Below are 18,351 nucleotides of genomic sequence, written 5' to 3'. Positions count from 1 at the left end.
GGAGTGCGGTGGTGGCCACCGTCGACCCGAACGTGCGGGCAGCCCCCGCGCAGGAGCGCGGCGGCACCGGTCGGGGGTACGCCGCCGCGGTCGGGGCCTACTGCCTCTGGGGGCTCTCGCCGGCCTTCTGGCCCCTGCTCGAGCCCGCGGACGCCGTGGAGTCCGTCGCGCACCGGGTGGCGTGGACGCTGATCGGGATGCTCGGCGTCATCACCGTCGCGCGGCGGTGGGGCGACCTGCGGGGTCTCCCGTGGCGGACGTGGGCGCTGATCACCGCCGGATCGGTGCTCATCGCGGTCAACTGGGGCACCTACATCTGGTCGACCACCCACGCCCACGTGGTCGACGCGGCGCTGGGCTACTACGCGACGCCGCTGGTGTCGGTGCTGCTCGCCGTCGTGGTGCTGCGCGAGCGGTTGCGCCCGGCGCAGTGGGCCGCCATCGGGCTGGCCGTCGCGGCCGTGGTCGTCATGACCGTCGGCACCGGGCGGCTGCCGTGGATCACGCTCGTGCTGGCCGTGAGCTTCGGGCTCTACGGTCTGGTGAAGAACCGGGTGCCCCTCGACCCGATCCCGGGGCTCACCGCCGAGGGCTTCCTGCTGGGCCCGCTCGCGATCGTGTTCATCGTCGGCATCCAGATCGCGGGCATCGGCACGTTCACCGGCCACGGCGTCGGGCACGCGCTGCTGCTCGTGGCCGCCGGGCCGGTGACGGCGCTGCCGCTGCTGCTGTTCGCCGTCGGGGCCAAGCGGCTGCCGCTGGCGACCCTCGGCGTGCTCCAGTACATCAACCCGACCCTGCAGTTCCTCTACGGCGTGCTGCTGAACGACGAGCCGATGCCGCCCTCGCGCTGGGTCGGCGTCGCGCTGGTCTGGGCCGCCCTGGCCCTGTTCACCGCCGATGCGCTCCGCGCGGGACGTCAGCCGTCGGTCAGCGGCTCCCGACGAACTCCGCTGCGGCGAGCTCCACGACGCGGTCCGCGCACCCCCACGCCAGGGTGACCCCGCTGCCGCCGTGCCCGTAGTTGTGGACCACCGGCACCGGCCAGGACCGTTCGGTCTCCAGCCGGTAGCCCCCACGGCGGTGCGGTCGGAGGCCCACCGACGCCGGGCCGGTCCGGCGCAGCGCCGTCGGTCTCCCGGCGCTCGCCATCCGGCTGAGGGTGCCGAGCTTCGACATGAGGAGCTCCTCGTCCTCACTGCTCGGCGTGGCCTCGACCGTGTCCGGGTCCGCCTCCTCGCGGATCAGCCCACCCACCACGACGTCGCGAAGCCGCGGGATGAGGTAGTACTCGTTGATGGCCACCGCCTTCAAGGACGCCAGGCGCTCCGGGTCGACCTCGAAGGGCACCAGGAGGCCGCGCACGGGCCGCACGTCGGTGTCGCCGACGAGGCTCCGTGCTCCGAGGCCGGTGCAGTTCACGACGACGTCGGCCGTGCGGCCGTCCGCGACCTCGTCGAGCGAGGTCAGCAGGCGCTCGCCGAAGGTCACCCCGGCGTCGATCGCCCGCTTCTGTAGCCAGTCCAGGTGGACCTTCATGTCGACCACGACGCTGTCGAAGGTCCACACCCGCGAGTAGCTGCGTCCTTCGCACTCCAGCTCGGTCGGCCGGATGCTCGACGGCGCGAGGATCTCCTGCAGCCACGTCGGGGGGTCGCTCTGGCCGGCCTCGAGGTACTCCTTGTTCGTCACAGAGCGCAGGCCCGCCGCCGCGCCCTCGTGCCGCCGCAGGGTGTCGTAGGCGTGCCAGCTCGGCTCCACGACCGACCTCTCCACGGCTCCGCCGAGCATCTCGGCCGTCTCTCCCGAGGCCCACGCCGGGAGCCAGAAGGCACAGGCCGTCGTCGACACCATGGGGAAAGCCGTGGTCGACACGACGGTCACCCGGGAGCCGGCCTCCGCGAGCCGCAGCGCGGCGGTGAGCCCGGTGACCCCCGAGCCCACGACGACGGCCGAGCGACCCGCGAGCACGCCGGCACCGGGGGCAGGTGACGAAGCCACCGCGCCCCCCTACGTCCGCCCCACGCGCTGGGACGCCGTGGGGCCCTACCCGTCAGCCATGGAGGTTAGCCGACGAGGCCGGAGTGAGCACCGGGTCGACTGTGGCAAATGGTGCACGAGTTGCTCGGCCTCGGACGTGCCGAGCTCCTGGAGCGCCGCGTCGTCCAGCTCTTCCTGGGGATCCAGGAAGATCGCCCACAGGACGACCTCCCGCCCCGAGGCCCGCCCGCGCAGGGTGGTGCGGCCACGGGTCTCCGCCAGCGGCGTCGCCTCGAGCCACGGCCGGAGGCTCTCGTGGTAGGCCTTCCGCTCGTACTCCTCGTAACGCCTCGGCAGCACGGTGACGACGATGTCGGCCGGCTCCACGAGGTCGGCGGCGCCCACGTCGCCACCGGGATCCGGCGACGGGGCCCACGTATCCACCTCCGCGGCGAACGCCCCGAGTCGCAACGCCTGCCAGATGGCGACGTCCTGCGAGCAGGCGAGCTCGTGCTGACGCGCGAGGCGGCGGCGCATCCGGCCCGGGACGGCGCTGCCCGGCGCGCACGACCGCTCGACGGCGTCGAGGTGCTCGACGAGCCGCGACTCCCACATCACGCGATCGACGTTCAGCTTCTTCAGGCACCAGTCGACCCGCTCCGAGCCGTCGTCTCCGCCCGGCGAACCCACCTTCTTGTCATCGATGAGCACGCTGGTGGAGACGGTCAGACCCGTACCCCTGAGGAAGGCCACGAGCGCGGCCGCGACGGTGCTCGTGGCCTCGATCTCCCAGTCGGTGCCCCGCTCCGACCAGGGCCAGCAGTGGTGAGCGAACTCGACGTCGACGACCGGGCCGCCGGACCGCTCGCGGCGCACGTCGGGGACCGGGGTCCTCACACGCACATCGGGCACCAGGGGCGTCCTGACGTCGACCGGGTCAAGCTCGGATGCCGGGAGCGTAACGATCGACGGAGACGTGACGGGGGCCACCCCGATCCGCAACGCCGAAGGGGTGTCGGGATCGACCCCATCGGGACACGGTTCGGCCGGGAGCGGCGAGGCGGCGGGAGCGAGAACCGGCGCGCTCATCGGCCGGGACCTCCGTCGACGTCGGCCGCCGTCAACCGGGCCCCCGAGTCGACGGCGAGGCGACGCAAGGCATCGAAGTCGACCATCTTGCCCATGATCCGGGCCTTGTCGTCGGTGAACTCGGCCTGCTTCCGGTCGACCGAGACGGGGACCGCCGTGCGCAGGAGCGTGTCGTCGTAGAGGACGAAGTCCTCGTGGTGTCGCCGGGGCACCATCGCGAGGTCGAGGACGTAGGTCTGGATCCCGAGCTCGAGGTGCCAGCGGAACGTCGACGCGAGCGCCTCGCGCTCACCCGGTCCGACCAGGAAGATCCGGGTGATGTCCAGCTCGGGGTTCTCGCTGCGGGCCTTCACGTGGTGGTCGCGGTAGATGTCGCCCGGCGGCTGCCCCCACCAGGCGTGGTCCTCGTAGCTCACCGCACGCAGGTGCGACCGACAGGACCGGACGGCGAGCTGGGTGACATAGGGCTCGTCCTCCGACGAGCACTGCAACGTCCCGCCCGCCAGGAGCCTGAACTCCGCGTCGAACTCGCGGAGCCGGTCCACCGCGCGCTCGTACATGAACGTCGAGCGCTTCGGCAGGTCGCGCGTCGCCTGCCGGAGATCAGCCAGCAGCTCCGGGACGTTGCTCGCCGGTCGGGGGCGGGGCGACGCGGGCGCGGCCACGACGCCCTCGTGACCGGCGAGCACCGCCAGGTCCTGGGCATCCTCGCCGAGCGCGCGGACCAGCTGCTCGACGTGCTGACTCGAGGGACGGGACGGCTTGCCCGTCTTCGAGTTCTCGCCGTTCTCCAGCACGCGCAGGTACGACGCGCTGATGCCGGCTCGATCGGCCAGCTCCCGTACCGAGAGGCCCGCGGCCACGCGCAGCTCGCGAAGGCGCCCGGCCAACGTGCTGAGGTCCGGCTCGGACACGGCCCCTGCCCCTCTCTGACGTTGTGCACGAGCAAGCTCGGCGCATCATACGACGCTCCAAACGCCTCCTTGGTTGAGTCCCACGTGGACATAACCGGTCAAGGTCGTTCGGTAGTCAAAGTATGTGCGGTATGTTCGCCCGGTGGCGCACACACCACACTAGGTAGTAGCGCAGCCGGACTGACAGCTCAGCATACCTCGTGAGGCTGCGGTCTCCGGACAGCATCTGACGAGCACTGCAGGAGCGTGACGCATGGTCGATCACCACCGTTGGGCCCCACTCCCCCTGCCACCCCACCCCACGCGGGCCGATCGCCTGGAGTACGACGGCCAGGCCAGCAGAGCCCGGATCGCCATCCGCAACATCTGGATGGAGTTCCACACCGGCCTGCACACCATGACCGGGCCGGCCGCACCCGTCAGCATCCTCACCTGGGATCCCCCGCTCGTCGGGCCCATCACCCTGGGCCCGCCGACGCGGTGGTCTGTGGAGCTGCGTCCGGGCCAGCGGGCCGCGGACTTCCGCGCCCTCGCCGGCCGCCTCGCGAGCGCCTACGAGGTGGACGACGTGGTCGTCGCCGACCTCGCCCGCGGATGGATCTCCATCTGGCTGGTCGAGCACGTGGGGGCGGAGACCGTGCCCACCCCGGATGTCCCGGCCCGCCCCGCCGTCGAGCCGACACGCCCCGCACCGGCGCCTGTCGGGCAGCCGTCGGCACGCCGGACCGGTCGCATCCGCCATCACCGGTTGCCCCTCGGCAGCCGGTGGCGGCGGCGCCCGTTCGGTGGTCCTCGGACCTCGCGCTGAGGACGGCGGAGCCCGTGGACCCGATCGACCTCCACCAGGCGGTCGTCTCCGCCCGGGGCGTGGTGGTCCCGGCCCTCCTCGTGGGTGGTGTGCTCACGGGGTGGGTCGGGGCCGGGCGCGTCGCCCCCGGCGCGAGGGTGGCCGCCTATGCCGGCTGCTGGATCGGCGTGCTGCTCACCTGTTGCTGCAGCCTCCTGCTCGACGGCGCCACGGCGCGGGTCGCGGTCCCGTGGTGGCTCGGCCTCGTCGGTGTCCCAGCCGGCGTGGTCCTGACCGCCGCGTTCTGGGCCCTGCGCCAGAGTCGTGCCGTCGGGCTGCTCTGCCTCTGTCAGGTCTTCGGGGCGTCGGCGGCGCTCCTCGCCTTCCTCGCCGTCCCCGGGCTGCACGACGCGGTGTCCTGGCTGGCGCTCGCCGAGGCCGTCGGGACGGCGGCGATCTTCCTGCTCCCCCGCCGGGTCGCCGACTGGGTCGCCGTGAGGGAGGCCGACCGGGCGATCTACTACCGCTGGCGAGCCGAGCAGCGCGACGACCGCCTGCCCGACGAACGTCGTCGACGGCGTTCGCGGTGGGAGGCGGCGTACACCCGACGCCACATGATGCGGCGACGGGGCGGTGACCGATGAGCACCGGCATCCGGTCGACCTCGCTGGCCGACCGCGTCACCGTCCCGCACCCGCGCTCCTGGGCCCTCCTCGCCACGGTCTGGCTCGTGCTCGGGCTCGTGATCGCCGTGGCGGCGGTCCACCCCCGCGTGCCGGCCGTCGCCGAGGCGACGGCGGGCGTCCCCGGCGTGGCCGTGACCGGCGCGCTCGACGTGCTCGCCGTGCTCAGCGCACTGGCCGCGGTGCTGGCCGCCCGCCGGATGCTCTACGACCGGCTCGCGGACCGCCCCGGGCCGGTCGTCATCACCTCCTTCCAGGGCACGCCGGCGCGGGCCGTCACCGAGGACATCCTGGCCGACTTCCGCGAGGTGCTCACCGCCATGAGCCTCTCCAGCCCGGAACCCGTTCCCCACGAGCCGTCCTCCGACGGCGTCCTGGACGACGCCCGCACCGTCTTCACCGACCCGAAGAGCGCCGTGTCGACCGTCGTCTCGCTGGTGACGTCGCTGCTCCGGGTGCGCCACGCCTACCGGGTGTCGGTCCAGCTGCGGACCGGCGCGGCCGGAGCGCGGTGCGGCATGTCGGTGCACGTGTCACGGATGCCGAGCAGGCGCGGAGACGTGCGCACGGTCTGGGCCGACGACTGGCACAGCGCCGCGACGCGGGCCGCCCACGTCGTCGGGGCGTACGTCATCCCGCGGAGCCGGCTCTCCACACGGGCCCCGTGGCGGGCGTGGCACGGGCTCGAGATGCCGACCGAGCTCTTCCACCAGAGCCAGCGGGCCACCGAGCACCTGCGCCACCGCGAGTACGACGAGGCGCTCGCGGCGCTGCACGCCGCCCTGGAGCACGATCCGCTCAACCCCCACCTGCGCATCCAGCTCGGCCAGGCCTACGAGCAGCTCGGTCTGTTCCTCGACGCCACGGCGGTGTACGCCGACATCGTCGCCGTCGAGTCGTGGCACGACCGGAGGCTGTGGCGCCGCCTGCGGCAGCTCCTCAACGACGACACCTCGGGGCCTCCCCCGCGGCGGTGGGCCCGCAGTCCGCACGGGCCGGACGCCCTCCTCATCGCCCGCTACCGCCTGGTGTCGCGTCTCGCGGCGGCCGAACAGCTGGTCCACCAGTGGCGGACGGGAGAAGCGGACACCGCCGCGGCCGGGTCCGGGCCCGGCAACCCGCGCCGGGCCGCAGAGCGGGAAGCCTTGCGGGCCCGCCTGCGCATCTGGTTGCGCTCGTACGCGGTCCGCTACGTCCTCGACGAGGTCGACCACCGGACGGACGAGACCCCGAGGCAGACCCTCGAGCGCCTGGAGCGGGAGAGCCCGCAGCGCTTCCGTCACCTCGTGCAGTACGTGGCCCTCACCGAGACGGACGCGCTCATCGACGACTACCGGTGGTCGCAGGGTCGGCGTCGCCCCGGGATGATCGTGTCCCAGACCGGGCTGAACCTGCTGCGCATCTGGGCCCGTCTCTACACCGACGACGCCACCGCCGATCTCGGGCGCCGCCCGGGGCGGTGGCCGAAGTCCCCGGAGCGGCTCGACCTCGAGATCGCCCGATACCTGATGCTCAAACCGGCGAGGACGCGCTCGTGGAAGGAGTACTACAACGCCGCCTGCGTCGTGGCGGTGGCGTTGCGGGGGTGGACGGGCGACGACGCGACCGCGCGGCGGCAGCGCCACAAGTTGGCGCTCCAGGCGGTGCGTCACCTCGAGCGGGCGGTCACCACGACCGACAGCGGGTATGTCGGCCGGTATGCGCAGTGGCTGTCGGCCGGGGATCCCGACCTGAACCCGCTCCGGGCCACGCCGGAGTTCCACGACTTCCTGGCCCGGCACCTGCCGGACCGCGGTACGCGCATCGTCACCCCTGAGGACCGGCTGCTGCCCCTGGTCATCTCGCACCACGTCCTGCGGGTGATGGCCGGCTTCTGCCGCGCTCGCGCCGGGACGTGGAGGGCGGGCGGTCCCGGTGACGGCTCCGACGCGGCGGCGCACCGCGACGAGGCCGTCGCGCTCGCCCTCGCCGGTGACTACGTGCGCAATCCGCGGCACTGGCCGACCCGCGCGGCGCTGATCGGCGCGGCACGGGCCGCGGCGGCCGCCGGCGACCGTCCCGCACCGACGAGCGCGCTCCCGCATCCCGGCGACGACCCGGTCCTGCGTCGCCGCAGCGGAGACACCGGCGGGCGCGACGACAGGGCCACCCCTGCCGACGGCCCGGAACACGTCCTCGTCACGACGGTCATGGACGCGCGCGACGCGGTCTGGGTCGTCCTCGACGACAGGATCGCGACGGCCGAGCACCTGCCCGTCGCGTCCGGTTCGGCGATCGAACACGCCGTCGCGGCGGCCTTCTGGGACGACCTCGCCCACGAGCTGGAGCGCGCCATCGGTGTCCCGACCACCGACCGCCCCCGCCCGTGAGCGGGCTCAGCCGATGCGTTCGACGGTGTAGTCGAGGAGGTTCGCCAGGGCGCGGCGGGCGGGGCCGTCGGGCAGGGCCGCGAGCTCGGCGCGGGCGGCGTCGGCGCGGGCGTCGAGCGCGGCCCGGGCCTCCCGCAGCCCCGCGGAGCCCCGCAGCAGCTCGAGCGCCTCGTCCACCTCGTCGTCGACCAGCTCGCGGCTGCCGACGCCCAGGGCCCGCAGGCGCGCCACCTCGGGGCCGTCGCCGGCGAGCGTGTAGAGCACCGGAAGCGTCGCGACGCCCTCGCGCAGGTCGGTGCCCGGGGTCTTGCCCGAGTCCCCGGACGGCGAGGCGATGTCGATGATGTCGTCGGACACCTGGAACGCGGTGCCGATGATCTCGCCGAAGCGACTCATCGCCGTCACGTGCTCGGGCGGGGCGCCCGCGAACATCGCCCCGAAGCGCCCCGAGGTCGCGATCAGCGAGCCCGTCTTCTCGGCCACCACCGCCAGGTAGTGCTCGACGGCGTCCTCGCCCTCGCGCGGCCCGCGGGTCTCGCGCATCTGGCCGGTGACGAGCTCGGCGAACGTCTCGGCGATGATCCGCACCGCGTCCGGCCCGAGCTGCGAGACCAGCCGCGAGGCGTGGGCGAACAGGTAGTCGCCGGTGAGGATCGCGACGGTGTTGTCCCACCGGTGGTTGGCGCTCTCCGCGCCCCGGCGCATCGTCGCCTCGTCCATGACGTCGTCGTGGTACAGCGTCGCCAGGTGCACGAGCTCCACCGACGTCGCCGCGACGACGACGTCCTCGGAGGTCCCGCCGGCGAGCTGCGCGGCGAGCAGCGTCAGCAGCGGGCGGAACCGCTTCCCGCCGGCCTCGATGAGGTGCAGCGACGTGTCGGTGACGAACCGGTAGTCGCTGTGCACCTCCCGGCGCAGCAGGTCCTCGACGCGCTCGAGGCCGTCGCTCACGGCCGCGGCGAGCTCGGGGTCCGGGATCGGCAGCCCGGCGACCTGGGTCAGTTGGGGGCCGGTCATCAGCCGAGGAAGGACAGGCCGTCGGCCCACCCGAGGACGGCGGTCGGCACGACGCCGAGCAGCAGGGTCACCACGACCCCCAGTGTGATCGCCACCGTCGTGAACGGGCCAGGCACGGAGACGGTCGGACCGTCCGCAGCGGGCTCGGAGAAGTACATGAGCACGATCAGGCGCAGGTAGAAGAACGCCGCCACCGCGCTGACCACCAGGGCCACGATGACCAGCGGCGCCATGCCGTCGGCCAGGGCCGCGGAGAACACCGCGAACTTGGCCGTGAAGCCACTGGTGAGCGGGACACCGGCCAGCGCCAGCATGAGGAACGTCACCGCCGCGGCGACCACCGGCGAGCGCCTGCCGAGCCCGGCGTACGCCGAGAGGTGCGTCGCCTCCCCGTCCGGCCCGCGGACCAGCGACACGAGACCGAACAGCGCGACCGTCGTGAACCCGTAGGCCAGCAGGTAGAACAGCGTCGCCGACAGCCCGGCCGGCGTCACGGCCATGGCGCCCAGCAGCAGGAAGCCGGCGTGCGCCACCGACGAGTAGGCGATCATGCGCTTGACGTCGGTCTGGGTCAGGCCCAGCACGGCCCCGATCACCATCGACACGATCGCGACGACCCACAGCACGCCGCGCCACTCCCACACCGTCGAGCCGAACGCGACGGTGAACACGCGCAGGATCGCGCCGAAGGCCGCGACCTTGGTGCAGGCGGCCATGAAGGCGGTGACCGACGTCGGCGCGCCCTGGTAGACGTCGGGCGTCCAGGTGTGGAACGGGCCCACCGACGCCTTGAACATCAGCCCGACCACCAGCAGCGCCAGCCCGCCGAACAGCAGCGAGTCCGGGCGCAGCGAGCCGGCCGCGGCCAGCGAGATGTCGGAGAGCTTCACCGAGTCCGCGTAGCCGTAGAGCAGCGCCAGGCCGTAGAGGAAGAACGCCGAGGAGAACGCGCCGAGCAGGAAGTACTTGACCGCCGACTCCTGGCTCATCAGCCGCCGGCGCCGCGCGAGCCCGCACAGCAGGTACAGCGGCAGGCTGAGCACCTCGAGCGCGACGAACATCGTCAGCAGGTCGTCGGCCGCGCAGAACACGAGCATGCCGCCGAGCGCGAACAGCGTCAGCGGGTAGACCTCGGTGTGGCCCTCGACGGCCTCGCCGCCGCGTCCGGAGCGGCCGCCCCGGCCCCGCTGGCCGTCCCGGCCACCGCCGCCCGCGGAGCCCGGCGAGCCACCGCGCGCACCGGCCGAGACGCGCTCGCGCGCCTTCTCGTAGGCCTCCGCCTCGCCCAGCGCCACCGGGTCGGCGACGAACGCGCCGCCGGCCTCGATCGAGCGGTCGGCGAGCAGCAGCACCGAGGGCACCGCGAGGGCGAGCAGCGTGCCCCACAGGAACAGCGACGGGCCGTCGACGGCGAGCGCGCCGGCCAGCGTCGTCACCCCGGGAGCACCCGAGGTCGCGCGGACGACGACGGCCAGGAGCGCCAGGACGACGGCGACGAGGGTCAGCCCGAGCTGGGCCCGGCTGCGGCCGCGCAGCGGCATGATCGCCTCGAGCAGCACGGACAGGCACGCCGCGGCGAGCACGATGAGGACCGGCGCGAGGGCGCCGTAGTCGACCGACGGGAACGCGGGCGCGGTCATCGCGGGACTCCGGTGGTCGGGGCGGCCGGGGCCACCGGGTCGGGGACGCCGACCTCGGACATCGTCGCCGACACCGCCGGCTCGAGGACCGCGAGGACGGGGCCCGGGAAGAAGCCGAGCACGAGGACGAGGGCGACGAGCGGGGTCATGATGGCGACCTCGGCGCGGGTGAGGTCACCGAAGCGGCCCGTGGTGCGGCGGGCCGCGGAGTCGTCGGCGGTCTGCACGTCGCCGGTGGCGTCACCCGAGCCGCCGCCGCCGAGCGCCGCCGCCGACGCCGCACCCGGCCCGTCACCGACCACCGCGGCGCCGCGCACCGGGCCGGTGAACACCCGCTGGTAGACCCAGAGCACGTAGAGCGCGGCGAAGATGATCCCGACGGTCGCGATGACGGTGAACACCGGCCGGTTCGGGAACGCGCCGATGAGCACGAGGAACTCGCTGACGAACGAGTTGGTGCCGGGCAGCGAGAGCGTCGAGAGGCCCGCGATGAGGAACAGCCCCGCGAGCAGCGGCGCGATCCGCGCGACACCGCCGTACTCGGTCATCGACGCGGTGCCGCCGCGGCGGATCAGCAGGCCGACGGCGAGGAAGAGCATCGCCGTCGAGATGCCGTGGTTGACCATGTAGAGCGCCGAGCCGGCGATCGCCTGCGAGCTGAAGGCGAAGATGCCGAGCGCGATGAAGCCGAAGTGCGCGATCGAGGTGTACGCCACGAAGCGCTTCATGTCGGTCTGGGCCGCGGCGAGCAGCGCGCCGTAGAGCACCCCGATGACCGCGAGCGTGAGCACGAGCGGGGCGAGCTCCCGCGACGCCGCCGGGAACAGCGGCAGCGTGTAGCGCAGGAACCCGAACACGCCGACCTTGTCGAGCAGGCCGACGAGGATCACGCCGCCCGCGACCGGCGCCTCGGCACCGGCGTCGGGCAGCCACGTGTGCAGCGGCACCAGCGGCGCCTTGATCGCGAACGCGGCGAAGAACCCCAGGAAGAGCGGGATCTGGGTGGACAGCGGCAGCTGCCCGGCCATCTGCTGCAGCGCCGCCCAGTCGAACGTGCCCTGCCCCAGCCGCGACTCGCTGGCCACGAAGAGCCCGATCACCGAGGCCAGCATGATGAGGCCGCCGAGGAACGAGTACAGGAAGAACTTCACCGCCGCGTACTGGCGGCGCGGCCCGCCGAAGCGCCCGATGAGGAAGTACATCGGGATGAGCATCGCCTCGAACAGCACGTAGAACAGGAACACGTCGGTGGCCGCGAAGACCCCGACGAGCACGCCCTGCGTGGCCAGCATCAGCGCGGTGAACCCGGCTCCGGTGCGCCCGGGCGGGAGCTTCTCGGCCCACGCGAACCCGAGCACGATCGGCACGAGCACGGCGAGCAGCGCGATCATCGTCAGCGCGATGCCGTCGAGCCCGAGCGCGAAGCGGGTGCCGAACGCCGGGATCCAGTCGACGGCGAGCTCGAACTGGAACCGCGGCGTCCCCGGCCCGGTGCGGAACAGCGCCCACACCACGGCGACGAGCACGAGCGAGACCGCCGAGAACCCGAGCCCGACGAGCTTGCCGGCGCGGTCGAGGTGCTCGCGGGTGGCCATGGCGCCGCAGACCGCGGCCCCGACGAGCGGGACCAGCAGCAGGGCGAGCAGCAGCGCGCTCACGAGAAGGCGCCCACGGTGAGCAGGGCCGCGACGAGCACGACGGAGCCTCCCAGGATGGTCAGGGCGTAGGAGCGGACGAAGCCGGTCTGCGTGCGCCGCAGCCGGCCCGACGACCCGCCGAGCAGGGCGGCGGTGCCGTTGACCGCGCCGTCCACGCCGCGGTTGTCGAGGTAGACCAGCGCGCGGGACAGCCAGATGCCCGGCCGGGCGATGAGGCCCTCGTTGATCGCGTTGGCGAAGAGGTCGGCCCGCGCGGCGCGCACCGGCAGGCTGACCCGCTGCGGGCGCTCGACGGGCACCGGCCGCCGGCCCACCGCGAGGTAGGCGGCGCCGGCGCCGGCCACCATGAGGATCGACGCGAACACCGGCACCAGGCCGGTCGGGAAGACCGCCGGGAGCTCCGCGGGCTCGACGAACGCGCCGATCGAGGGCTCCAGGTAGTCGGCCAGGCGCTCGCCGAGGACGAGGAACGCGCCGGCGCCGATCGACCCGACGGCCAGCAGCATCATCGGCACGGTCATCGACGACGCCGACTCGTGCGGGTGGTAGTGCTCCGGCGGGTCCTCGAGGTCGGACGGGTCGATGCGCCGCGGGTGCAGGTCGCGCCAGCGCTCGGGCCCGAAGAAGGTCATGAGCATCAGGCGCGTCATGTAGAACGCGGTGAGCCCGGCGGCGAGCAGCGCGGCCACGCCGAAGATCCAGCCGGCGACCGGCCCGGCGGTCAGCGAGGCCTCGATGATGAGGTCCTTGGTGAAGTAGCCGGACAGGAACGGGAAGCCGATCAGCGCCAGGTAGCCGAAGGTGAACGTCCAGAACGTCACCGGCATGTGGCGCCACAGCCCGCCGAAGCGGCGCATGTCGGTCTCGTCGGCCATCCCGTGCATCACCGAGCCGGCGCCGAGGAACAGCCCGGCCTTGAAGAAGCCGTGCGCGAGCAGGTGGGCCAGCGCCGCGGCGTAGCCGACCGGGCCGAGCCCGACGGCCAGCATCATGTAGCCGATCTGGCTGACCGTGGAGTACGCCAGGACCTTCTTGATGTCGTCGTAGGCGCACCCGATGATCGCGCCCAGCACCAGCGTGATCGCGCCGACGATCGTCACCACGAGCTGGCCCACGGGCGCGAGGTCGTAGAGCGGGTTCGCGCGGGCGATGAGGTAGACGCCGGCGGTGACCATCGTGGCCGCGTGGATGAGGGCCGACACCGGGGTCGGGCCCTCCATGGCGTCCGGGAGCCACGCCTGCAGCGGGAACTGGCCCGACTTGCCGCACGCGCCGAGCAGCAGGAGCAGCGTGATCGCGGTGAGCGAGCCCGGGGAGAGCTCCCCGGCGCGGGCGAACACCTCGGCGTACTGGGTGGTGCCGAGGTCCAGGAACAGGATGAAGATCGCCAGCGCGAGCCCCACGTCACCGACGCGGTTCATGAGGAACGCCTTCTTGGCCGCGCTGCCCGCGGTCCGGCGCCCCGTGTAGAAGCCGATGAGCAGGTAGGACGCGAGACCCACGCCCTCCCAGCCGAGGTAGAGCGTCACGAACCCGTTGCCGAGCACCAGCACGAGCATCGCGGCGACGAACAGGTTGAGCTGCGCGAAGAACTTGCGCCGCTCCGGGTCGTGGGACATGTAGCCCACGGAGTAGATGTGGATCAGCGAGCCGACGCCGGTGATGAGCAGCGCGAACGTGATCGACAGCGGGTCGATCCGCAGCCCGAACTCCACGTTCAGCGCGCCGACGGCGAACCAGTCGTAGAGCGGCAGCTCGCGCACCCGCTCCTCGACGGGCTGCGCCAGCGAGCCGGCGAAGAGCACCGCGGCGACGACGAACGACGCGACGACGGTGGCGACGCCGAGCAGGTGGCCCCAGCGGTCGGTGCGCCGCCCGCCCACGAACAGCACCAGCGCCCCGAGCGCGGGCAGGGCGACGAGCAGCCAGGCCACGCCCGCGGCCCCCTCGGCGGGGAGCACCTCGGGGAGCGGGGCGGCGGCCATCAAGGTCGACACGACTGGAGAACCCCCGTCAGTACTTGAGCAGGTTGGCGTCGTCGACCGAGGTCGTCCGGCGCGTGCGGAAGATGGCCATGATGATCGAGAGACCGACGACGACCTCGGCCGCGGCGACGACCATGACGAAGAAGGCCATGATCTGGCCGCCGAGGGAGCCGTTGATGCGGGAGAACGTGACGAGCGTCAGGTTCACCGCGTTGAGCATGAGCTCGATGCACATGAACACGACGATCGCGTTGCGCCGCACCAGCACGCCGACGGCGCCGATCGCGAACAGCAGCGCGGAGAGCAGCAGGTAGATCGTGGGGCTCATCGCGCGCCCTCGCTCTCGTCCTCGCCCAGCCGGTCGTGGGTGCTGCCGACCCGGTCGCCGTCACCGTCGGCGTGACCCGTCAGCGCCCGGGCGTCGACCCCGCTCGCGGGGCCGGTGTCGGAGCGCACGTCGGCGATGTCGGTGTCGAGGCGCTCGCGGCGCGTCGCCTCGATGATGCTCGACAGGGACGCCGGTGCCACCGAGCCGTCGGGCAGCAGCGCGGGCGTGGCCACCGAGTCGGCGGTGGCGAACACGCCGGGACCCGACCGCGAGCCGTACCCGCTCAGCGGGCCACGGAGCCGCTCGACCACCCGCTCCTTCTGGCTCGGGGTGGCGCGGCGGGCCCGGCCCGCGAACGTGTAGACCATCGCGCCGACCGCGGCGGTGATGAGCAGCGCCGAGGTCAGCTCGAAGGGCAGCAGGTAGTCGCGGAAGATGCTCGTGCCGAGCGCCTGGACGTTGCCGCGGGCCTCCGGGCCGTAGCCCGGGCCGAGCCCGACCGGCCCGACGGTGGTGAGCGTCTCGGCGACGGCGGCGACGGCCAGTCCGCCCAGCCCGACGCCGAGCACCGCGGCCGCCAGCCGCTGCCCGCGCAGCACCTCGACGACCGAGTCCGACGCGTCGCGGCCGACCATCATCAGCACGAACACGAACAGCATCATGATCGCGCCGGTGTAGACGATGATCTGCGTGAAGCCGAGGAACGGCGCCTGCTGGACCATGTAGAGCACGCCGAGCGAGAGCATCGTCAGCACCAGCCACAGCGCCGAGTGCACGGCGTTCCGGCTGAAGATCATGCCGAGGCCACCGGCCAGCGCCACCGGCCCGAGGATCCAGAACACCACCGACTCGCCGGTGCTCATCTCCCCGCCGCCGGTCAGCGGCGCGGCCGCCAGGAGCGCGCTCACCGCGTCTCCCCGGTGCTGGTCGTGGCGCTGTCCGCCACCGCGTGCGCCGACACCGTGTCCTGGGGCGCGGGCTCGCGCGACGGGGCCATGGCGACCTCGTCGCGCACCGCGTCCTGGACGTCGCCGCGGCGGGCCATCTCCGGGCCCTGCACGTAGTAGTCCTGCTCGTCCTCGCCGAGACGCATCGGGTGCGGCGGCTGCTCCATGCCCGGCAGCAGCGGGGCCAGCAGGCGCGCCTTGTCGTAGATCAGGTCCTGGCGGTCGTCGTCGGCGAGCTCGTACTCGTTGGTCATCGTCAGCGACCGCGTCGGGCACGCCTCGATGCACAGCCCGCAGCCGATGCAGCGCAGGTAGTTGATCTGGTAGATCGCGCCGTAGCGCTCCCCCGGCGAGTAGCGCTCCTCGTCGGTGTTGTCGCCGCCCTCGACGTAGATCGCGTCGGCCGGGCAGGCCCAGGCGCACAGCTCGCAGCCGACGCACTTCTCGAGGCCGTCCGGGTGGCGGTTGAGCTGGTGGCGCCCGTGGTAGCGCGGGGCGGTCACCTTCTTCACCCGGGGGTAGTCCTCGGTGACGACCTTGCGGAACATCGTCCCGAAGGTCACGCCGAACCCGGCGATCCCGTCGAACATGCCCATCAGGAATCTCCTTCCCGGCTCGCCCCGGCGCCCACGGTCTCGCCGTCCTTGTCCGGCGACGTCGTGACGGCACGGCGGCGGCGCTTCGGGGTGGGCGGGACCGTGAGGTCGAGCGGCGGTACGGGGTAGTCGGCGGCCACCGGCGGCTCGGGATCCTCCTCCGGTGCCGGCTGGTCGGGCAGCAGCAGGGCCGCGCCGACGAGCAGCACGAGCGCGACGCCGCCCACGATGAGGATCTGGCCGGTGGTCAGCTCGGCGCGCAGCACGCGCAGGGTGGCCACGAGCATCAGCCACACCAGGCTGACCGGGATGAGCAGCTTCCAGCCGAGCCGCATGAACTGGTCATAGCGCTGGCGGGGCAGCGTCCCGCGCAGCCAGACGTAGACGAAGAGGAACACCATCGTCTTGCCGAGGAACCAGATCAGCGGGAACCAGCCCTCGTTGGCGCCCGCCCACAGCGAGAGCGGCCACGGGGCGCGCCACCCGCCGAGGAACAGCGTCGTGGCCACCGCCGAGAGCGTGACCATGTTGACGTACTCGGCGAGGAAGAAGAGCGCGAACTTCAGCGACGAGTACTCGGTGTGGAAGCCGCCGACCAGCTCGGACTCGGCCTCGGGCAGGTCGAACGGCGCGCGGTTGGTCTCACCGACCATCGACACCGCGAAGATCAGGAAGCTGACCGGCAGCAGCCAGACGTACCAGCCGCCCTCCTGCGCGGAGACGATGTCCGCGGTCGAGAGCGAGCCGGAGTAGAGCACCACCGCGATGATCGAGAGGCCGAGCGCGAGCTCGTAGGAGATCACCTGGGCGGCGCTGCGCAGGCTGCCGAGCAGCGGGTACGGCGAGCCGGACGCCCAGCCCGCCAGCACGATGCCGTAGACGCCGATCGACGAGCAGGCCAGCACCACGAGGACGCCGACGGGCAGGTCGGTCAGCTGCAGGGCGGTGCGCTCACCGAAGATCGAGACCTCGGGCCCGAGCGGGATCACCGACCACGCCACGAACGCCGGCACCACCGAGAGCACCGGCGCGATGAAGAACACCGCCTTGTCCGCGAGGACCGGGCGGATGTCCTCCTTGAACGCGAGCTTCAGCCCGTCGGCCAGCGACTGGAGCAGGCCGAACGGGCCGTTCCAGTTCGGGCCCGGCCGCTGCTGCATGCGACCCACGACCCGGCGCTCGAACCAGATCATGAACAGCGTCATGACCATGAGGCCGGCGAAGATGACGACGACCTTGATCAGGGTCAGCCAGAACGGGTCGTCCGCGATCAGGGTCTGGTAGTACCCCGGCGGGGGAACAGGGCTCACACAGCACTCCCGGGGTGGGAGGGGCTGGTCACGCGGACCGGACCCCCGTGGGTGAGGCCGAGACCGGCCAGCGTGACGGGACCGCCCGGCTCGACCACCCGGGCCGGGGCCCAGACGACGTCCTCGGGCAGGTCGGTGAGCTCGACGGCCAGGTGGAGCTCGCCGCGCGGGCCCGCGATCGTGGCGACGTCGTCCTCGGCGAGGCCGAGCCGCCGCGCCGTCGCCGGCGCCAGCCGGATCTTCGGCGGGCGGGCGGTGCCGGCGAGCTCGGGCTCGTCGGCGAGCAGGGCACCGCCGTCGAGGAGCTGGCGCCAGGTGGCGAGGCGGAGCCCCCGGTCCCGCTCCTCGGGCACCTCGACGACGTAGGACACGTCGACCTCGGTGACCCCCGACGGCGAGGCCACCAGGTACTCCTCGGTGACGAGCAGCGCCGCGTGGTGGTCCGCGGGACGGTCCGGGTGCTCCGGGCCGCGCACCGGACCGACCTGCGCCGGACGGCCGATCCCGATCCGCGCGAGCTCGGCGGCCGCGGCCTCCGGGGTCTGCGTGAACAGGTCGACGTCCATCTCGACGGCCAGGGTGTCGAGCACCCGGCAGTCGGGCAGCGTGATCGCCGCGCGCCCGCCGACGTGGCCGGCCGACCCGCCGGACGGGTCGATCGTCGTGGCGAAGCGGCGGTCGCGGCCCTCCCAGTTGCGGAAGGTGCCCGACTTGTTGATGACGGGCGCCACCGGGAGGACGACGTCGGCGTACCGCGTGACCTCGGAGGTGGTCTGCTCGAGGCTGACGACGACGTCGGCCGCCTCCAGCGCCCGCCGGGCGAGCGCGGGGTCGGGCAGGTCGGCGAGCTCGACGCCGCCGACGACCAGGCCCGCGAGCTCGCCGGACGCGGCGGCCCGCAGGATCGCGGCGGTGTCGCGGCCCGGGGCGGCGGGCAGCTCGGTGCCCTCGGCGAGGCCCCACGACGACGCCAGCTGCGCGCGGTCCACGTCGTCGAGCGGGCGGCCGCCGGGCAGCAGGGTCGGCAGCGCGCCGGCGTCGACCGCCC

The 18,351-nt window shown here is 73.1% G+C and carries 16 protein-coding genes; 4 read left to right on the top strand and 12 right to left on the bottom strand.

Annotated features, from left to right (window positions below; all coding sequences use genetic code 11):
- Positions 1–11 precede the first annotated feature (11 nt).
- Positions 12–1,001, top strand: a complete 990-nt coding sequence (rarD, locus tag ABD994_RS17595; RefSeq protein ID WP_345417621.1) for an EamA family transporter RarD — start codon at positions 12–14, stop codon at positions 999–1,001.
- Here rarD and ABD994_RS17590 read toward each other — a convergent pair.
- The 3 genes from ABD994_RS17590 to ABD994_RS17580 are packed head-to-tail and all read right to left on the bottom strand — an operon-like array spanning position 931 to position 3,983.
- Positions 931–2,001 carry an FAD-dependent oxidoreductase gene (locus ABD994_RS17590; RefSeq protein WP_345417618.1) on the bottom strand — a complete coding sequence of 357 codons (1,071 nt, stop codon included), beginning with the start codon at positions 1,999–2,001 and terminating at the stop codon, positions 931–933. The two genes, rarD and ABD994_RS17590, sit on opposite strands and share 71 nt — an antisense overlap.
- 45 nt (positions 2,002–2,046) lie before the next feature.
- Positions 2,047–3,069: a hypothetical protein gene (locus ABD994_RS17585; RefSeq protein ID WP_345417615.1), complete on the bottom strand. Its 1,023-nt coding sequence runs from the start codon at positions 3,067–3,069 to the stop codon at positions 2,047–2,049.
- Entirely contained in the window at positions 3,066–3,983 is a 918-nt protein-coding gene (locus tag ABD994_RS17580; protein ID WP_345417612.1) for a helix-turn-helix domain-containing protein, read from the bottom strand. Before ABD994_RS17580 ends, ABD994_RS17585 begins: the two co-directional genes overlap by 4 nt.
- Positions 3,984–4,236: 253 nt before the next feature.
- On the opposite strand from ABD994_RS17580, the gene ABD994_RS17575 reads away from it, so the two are divergent.
- Genes ABD994_RS17575 through ABD994_RS17565 form a run of 3 tightly spaced genes read left to right on the top strand, consistent with a single transcriptional unit; the run spans position 4,237 to position 7,822 of the window.
- Positions 4,237–4,791, top strand: a complete 555-nt coding sequence (locus tag ABD994_RS17575) for a hypothetical protein (RefSeq protein WP_345417609.1) — start codon at positions 4,237–4,239, stop codon at positions 4,789–4,791.
- Between the two features lie 14 nt (positions 4,792–4,805).
- Positions 4,806–5,414 carry a hypothetical protein gene (locus ABD994_RS17570; protein WP_345417606.1) on the top strand — a complete coding sequence of 203 codons (609 nt, stop codon included), beginning with the start codon at positions 4,806–4,808 and terminating at the stop codon, positions 5,412–5,414.
- On the top strand, positions 5,411–7,822 hold the full coding sequence (locus ABD994_RS17565) for a tetratricopeptide repeat protein (protein WP_345417604.1): 2,412 nt from the start codon (positions 5,411–5,413) through the stop codon (positions 7,820–7,822). Before ABD994_RS17570 ends, ABD994_RS17565 begins: the two co-directional genes overlap by 4 nt.
- 6 nt (positions 7,823–7,828) lie before the next feature.
- Here ABD994_RS17565 and ABD994_RS17560 read toward each other — a convergent pair whose 3' ends face one another.
- From ABD994_RS17560 to ABD994_RS17520, 9 genes are all read right to left on the bottom strand, one after another.
- Entirely contained in the window at positions 7,829–8,839 is a 1,011-nt protein-coding gene (locus ABD994_RS17560) for a polyprenyl synthetase family protein (protein WP_345417601.1), read from the bottom strand.
- Positions 8,839–10,479, bottom strand: a complete 1,641-nt coding sequence (nuoN, locus tag ABD994_RS17555) for an NADH-quinone oxidoreductase subunit NuoN (protein WP_345417598.1) — start codon at positions 10,477–10,479, stop codon at positions 8,839–8,841. The genes ABD994_RS17560 and nuoN overlap by 1 nt, the downstream gene beginning before the upstream one ends.
- Positions 10,476–12,137, bottom strand: a complete 1,662-nt coding sequence (locus ABD994_RS17550) for an NADH-quinone oxidoreductase subunit M (protein ID WP_345417595.1) — start codon at positions 12,135–12,137, stop codon at positions 10,476–10,478. Before ABD994_RS17550 ends, nuoN begins: the two co-directional genes overlap by 4 nt.
- Positions 12,134–14,122: an NADH-quinone oxidoreductase subunit L gene (gene nuoL, locus ABD994_RS17545; RefSeq protein WP_345417797.1), complete on the bottom strand. Its 1,989-nt coding sequence runs from the start codon at positions 14,120–14,122 to the stop codon at positions 12,134–12,136. Before nuoL ends, ABD994_RS17550 begins: the two co-directional genes overlap by 4 nt.
- Positions 14,123–14,150: 28 nt before the next feature.
- Positions 14,151–14,450 (bottom strand): NADH-quinone oxidoreductase subunit NuoK, encoded by a 300-nt coding sequence (nuoK, locus tag ABD994_RS17540; protein WP_274190868.1) that lies wholly within the window; start codon positions 14,448–14,450, stop codon positions 14,151–14,153.
- The gene (locus ABD994_RS17535; RefSeq protein WP_345417794.1) at positions 14,447–15,313 is read right to left on the bottom strand and encodes an NADH-quinone oxidoreductase subunit J; all 867 of its coding nucleotides are present in this window, start codon (positions 15,311–15,313) and stop codon (positions 14,447–14,449) included. The genes nuoK and ABD994_RS17535 overlap by 4 nt, the downstream gene beginning before the upstream one ends.
- Positions 15,314–15,354: 41 nt before the next feature.
- The gene (gene nuoI, locus ABD994_RS17530) at positions 15,355–15,993 is read right to left on the bottom strand and encodes an NADH-quinone oxidoreductase subunit NuoI (RefSeq protein ID WP_345417592.1); all 639 of its coding nucleotides are present in this window, start codon (positions 15,991–15,993) and stop codon (positions 15,355–15,357) included.
- Positions 15,993–17,303, bottom strand: a complete 1,311-nt coding sequence (nuoH, locus tag ABD994_RS17525; protein ID WP_345417589.1) for an NADH-quinone oxidoreductase subunit NuoH — start codon at positions 17,301–17,303, stop codon at positions 15,993–15,995. Before nuoH ends, nuoI begins: the two co-directional genes overlap by 1 nt.
- The coding region (locus ABD994_RS17520) for a molybdopterin dinucleotide binding domain-containing protein (RefSeq protein ID WP_345417586.1) at positions 17,300–18,351 on the bottom strand (1,052 nt) is incomplete at its 5' end. The genes nuoH and ABD994_RS17520, both read right to left, overlap by 4 nt.

Source organism: Actinomycetospora chlora (assembly GCF_039542135.1).
Classification (GTDB): domain Bacteria; phylum Actinomycetota; class Actinomycetes; order Mycobacteriales; family Pseudonocardiaceae; genus Actinomycetospora; species Actinomycetospora chlora.
Note: the sequence above shows the minus strand (reverse complement) of the source record. Positions and strands in the feature narration are given on the sequence as shown.